The sequence below is a fragment of the Pseudomonas sp. 18173 genome, from assembly GCF_050432945.1.
Taxonomy (GTDB): Bacteria; Pseudomonadota; Gammaproteobacteria; order Pseudomonadales; family Pseudomonadaceae; genus Aquipseudomonas.
Map to the genome: position 1 here is coordinate 1 of NZ_JBKFTN010000058.1, position 3147 is coordinate 3147.

The 3147-nt window shown below is 60.5% G+C and carries 4 protein-coding genes; 3 read left to right on the top strand and 1 reads right to left on the bottom strand.

All coding sequences use genetic code 11. The features are described from left to right. Window positions 1-94: 94 nt before the first annotated feature. Entirely contained in the window at window positions 95-946 is an 852-nt protein-coding gene (locus ACLD1X_RS28955; RefSeq protein ID WP_429373693.1) for a CAP domain-containing protein, read from the bottom strand. Between the two features lie 142 nt (window positions 947-1088). On the opposite strand from ACLD1X_RS28955, the gene ACLD1X_RS28960 reads away from it, so the two are divergent. The 3 genes from ACLD1X_RS28960 to ACLD1X_RS28970 form a co-directional block, all read left to right on the top strand. Beyond that, window positions 1089-1709, top strand: coding sequence for a cell wall hydrolase (locus tag ACLD1X_RS28960; RefSeq protein ID WP_429373695.1), 621 nt, complete (start codon window positions 1089-1091; stop codon window positions 1707-1709). Window positions 1710-1909: 200 nt separating this feature from the next. Further along, window positions 1910-2887: an NAD-dependent epimerase gene (locus ACLD1X_RS28965; protein ID WP_429373697.1), complete on the top strand. Its 978-nt coding sequence runs from the start codon at window positions 1910-1912 to the stop codon at window positions 2885-2887. 48 nt (window positions 2888-2935) lie between these two features. Further along, window positions 2936-3147: glycosyltransferase family 2 protein (locus tag ACLD1X_RS28970; protein WP_429373699.1), on the top strand; the 212-nt coding region annotated here is incomplete at its 3' end.

Below are 3147 nucleotides of genomic sequence, written 5' to 3' on the forward strand. Positions count from 1 at the left end.
GTAATCGGTGTCTGGGATTACTTGACCAGTTCAAGCTCGCTCCTACAGGTGTCCCGTTGGAGGGCTCGTCCGCGACACACCCAGAGCCTTGTCTTTACTGCGCCCCAAACATCGCCGTCCAGTAAATCCCCGCATCGCTCTTCGGGTCGGTCGCGTAAGCGGCGCCCAGTTCGCGGAACTGCGGGTTCATCAGGTTGGCGCAGTGGCCGGGGCTGGCCAGCCAGCCTTCGACCACTTTGCGTGGCGTGTCTTGCCCGGCGGCGATGTTTTCGCCGATCTGCTGGAAGTCGTAGCCGGCCAGTTCCGCGCGGTCACCCGGTGTGCGGCCGTCGCGGTCCTTGTGGTCGAAGTAGTTGTTGTTGGCCATGGAGCGCGAGTTGCCTTCGGCGGCGCTGGCCAGCGTGGCGTTCCAGGCCAGCGCGGGCGCGGCGGTAAAGGACTGTGCACCGCACTGGCGTGGTCGGGTGCGAACTGCGTTGACTTCCGTCAGCAGCTTCTGCCCTTCGGCCTGCGCGTCGCCCAGGCGTGCGCTCAACAACGGCCGGGCGACCACGATGCGCCATTCACGGTCCTGGCGGCTGACGCCGACATCGACGAATTGCGGGTCGAGGACGATCTGGCAAAAACTCTCCTGGATCGCCTTCATCGCACCGGCGGCATCACGCGGCCCGGACAGGCTGATGGCCTGCACATTCTTCATGGGGTAACCCGCCGTGGCCATGGCCTGCTGCAGATTGCCGATGCTCGGGGCGCTCAGCACCAGGCGCGGGTCGGCCGACAGTGGTGGCAGCTCGGAGGAGACCTGGCCGGCACAGCGCTGCAGTTGGCTGCGGTAGACGTTGATCGATTCGATCAATTGCGATTCTTCCGTCGCCGAGGCGTTGGCGGCCAATACCAGGCCCAGTGACAGACCGGCCAAGCGCATTGCGGATGAGATGAAACCCATGAAAATCCCCCTTGAGCAGTTTGCGCCCATGATGCGCGAAGTTGCCCCGTCCAGGACAACGGATTTATCCAGAGTGTAGTGGGGCGGGTGAAATCATTTCACTACTACACTGAATCGAATCGCCCGCCGAGTGACACCGATCATGCGCCTTGCCTGGATCGCCATCTGCTTCGCCCTCACGATGCTTGCTGGCCCGCTGTCCGCCGCAGATCAAGCGCAAAAACAGCAAGCGGCCGAGAACAAGGCCGAGGTGCTTGAGCAAAAAGCCGCCGAAAACAACAACCCCGCACCGGTGCCCAAGGCTGAAGCCATTACCCCGTCCGAAGTCCAGGCCGTCGACCCGGCGGGTGTCGCACCGCTGGACGATGCGATCACCTGCCTGGCCCGCTCGATCTACTGGGAAGCCAAGGGCAAGGACTCCGCCGACATGGAGGCGGTGGCCAACGTGGTCATGAATCGCCTGGGCCACGAGGGCTTTCCGGACACGGTGTGCAAAGTGGTCAAGCAAGGTTCCGAGACCAAGAGCTGCCAGTTCTCCTGGTGGTGTGACGGCAAATCCGACTCGGTGCAGGAAGAGGCGCCTTATGCGTTGGCCAAGGAAATCGCGCGCAAGGCCCTGAACAAGGAACTGCCGGACCGTACGCAGGGTGCCCTGTACTTCCATGACCGCAGCGTCACGCCGGATTGGGCCAGGCAATACATCAGGACCGTGGATATCGGTTTGTTCCGTTTTTACAAACCCCACGACGGATCGGCCAGGTAATAGCGGTTGATTCGGCCAAATTTGGTTTTTTTTGTTGAGAGTGTGCGCACCGTTATCGAATCTGAAATGTTTCTGTTTTATAAGCTTCATAACAAAACCGTGCGCGAATGACGCCATAAGCAGGAACTACACATGAAGCTGACGAGGGTCTGGATCAGTAATCTCGCGCCAATCGAGGCGCAATCGCAGGCGCGCGCCCAATGACCGTGCTGGTCACCGGTGCAGCCGGTTTCATCGGTTTTCATACGGTCCAGCGTTTGTGCCGAGAGGGTCAGGACGTTGTCGGCATCGACAACCTCAACGACTACTACGACGTGGAGCTCAAGCGCGCGCGCCTCGAGTTGCTGGAGGCTTTGCCGGGCTTTCGCTTCCGGAAAATGGACATCGTCGATAAACCGGCGCTGATGAGCCTGTTTCAGGAACACCGTTTTACCGAGGTGGTGCACCTGGCCGCCCAGGCGGGCGTGCGCTATTCGCTGGACAACCCGGATGTCTATGGGCAATCGAACCTGGTGGGTTTCCTCAATGTGCTGGAAGCCTGCCGGCACCATCGGCCCGAGCATCTGATCTACGCCTCGAGCAGTTCGGTGTACGGCACCAACAGCAAGATGCCGTTCAGTGTCGAGGACCCTGTCGAACATCCCGTTTCGCTGTACGCTGCCAGCAAGCGCGCCAATGAACTGCTAGCCGAAAGCTACTGCCATCTGTATGGCCTGAAAGCCAGCGGCCTGCGGTTTTTTACCGTCTACGGTCCATGGGGCCGCCCGGACATGGCGCTGTTCAAGTTTACCGACGCCATCCTCAAAGGCCTGCCCATCGACATTTACAACCAGGGGCAGATGTCGCGAGACTTTACCTACGTCGACGACATTGTCGAAGGTATCGCCAGGCTGCGCCCGAAGCCGCCGGTGCCGCAAGGCTCCGCCGCCGGAGTCAACCGGCTGTTCAACATCGGGCGTGGCATGCCGGTGGCGTTGCTGGATTTCGTCGACTGCCTGGAATCCGCCCTGGGCCTGCAGGCCAGGCGCAACTACATGCCGATGCAGGCCGGTGATGTGGTCAAGACCTGGGCCGACGTCTCGGCACTGGCCGAGTGGGTGGGTTTCAGCCCGAAGGTGACGCTCGAAACCGGCGTCGGTGAATTTGTGAAGTGGTATCGGCAGTTCTATCAGATTTGAAGCGTTCGCCTCTGATCTCGAAAAAATCAAAAAGGCGAGAGAGACTCCATGAGCCAAGACATTTTTGTATCCGTACTGATTCCCGCCAAGAACGAAGCGAACAACCTTAAGCCGCTGCTTGAGGAAATCCGCGTGGCGCTGGCCGATGAATCCTACGAAATCATCGTCGTCGACGATGGCAGCACCGATTCGACCCTGCAGGAGTTGCGGCAGATGCGCCACGACGGCCTGAACACCCTGCGCATCCTCCATCACGAGAG

What these genes read in the sequence shown, in the direction of transcription:
- ACLD1X_RS28955 (WP_429373693.1), bottom strand. Translation starts at nt 946, where the DNA reads ATGGGTTTCATCTCATCCGCAATGCGCTTGGCCGGTCTGTCACTGGGC.
- ACLD1X_RS28960 (WP_429373695.1), top strand. Translation starts at nt 1,089, where the DNA reads ATGCGCCTTGCCTGGATCGCCATCTGCTTCGCCCTCACGATGCTTGCT.
- ACLD1X_RS28965 (WP_429373697.1), top strand. Translation starts at nt 1,910, where the DNA reads ATGACCGTGCTGGTCACCGGTGCAGCCGGTTTCATCGGTTTTCATACG.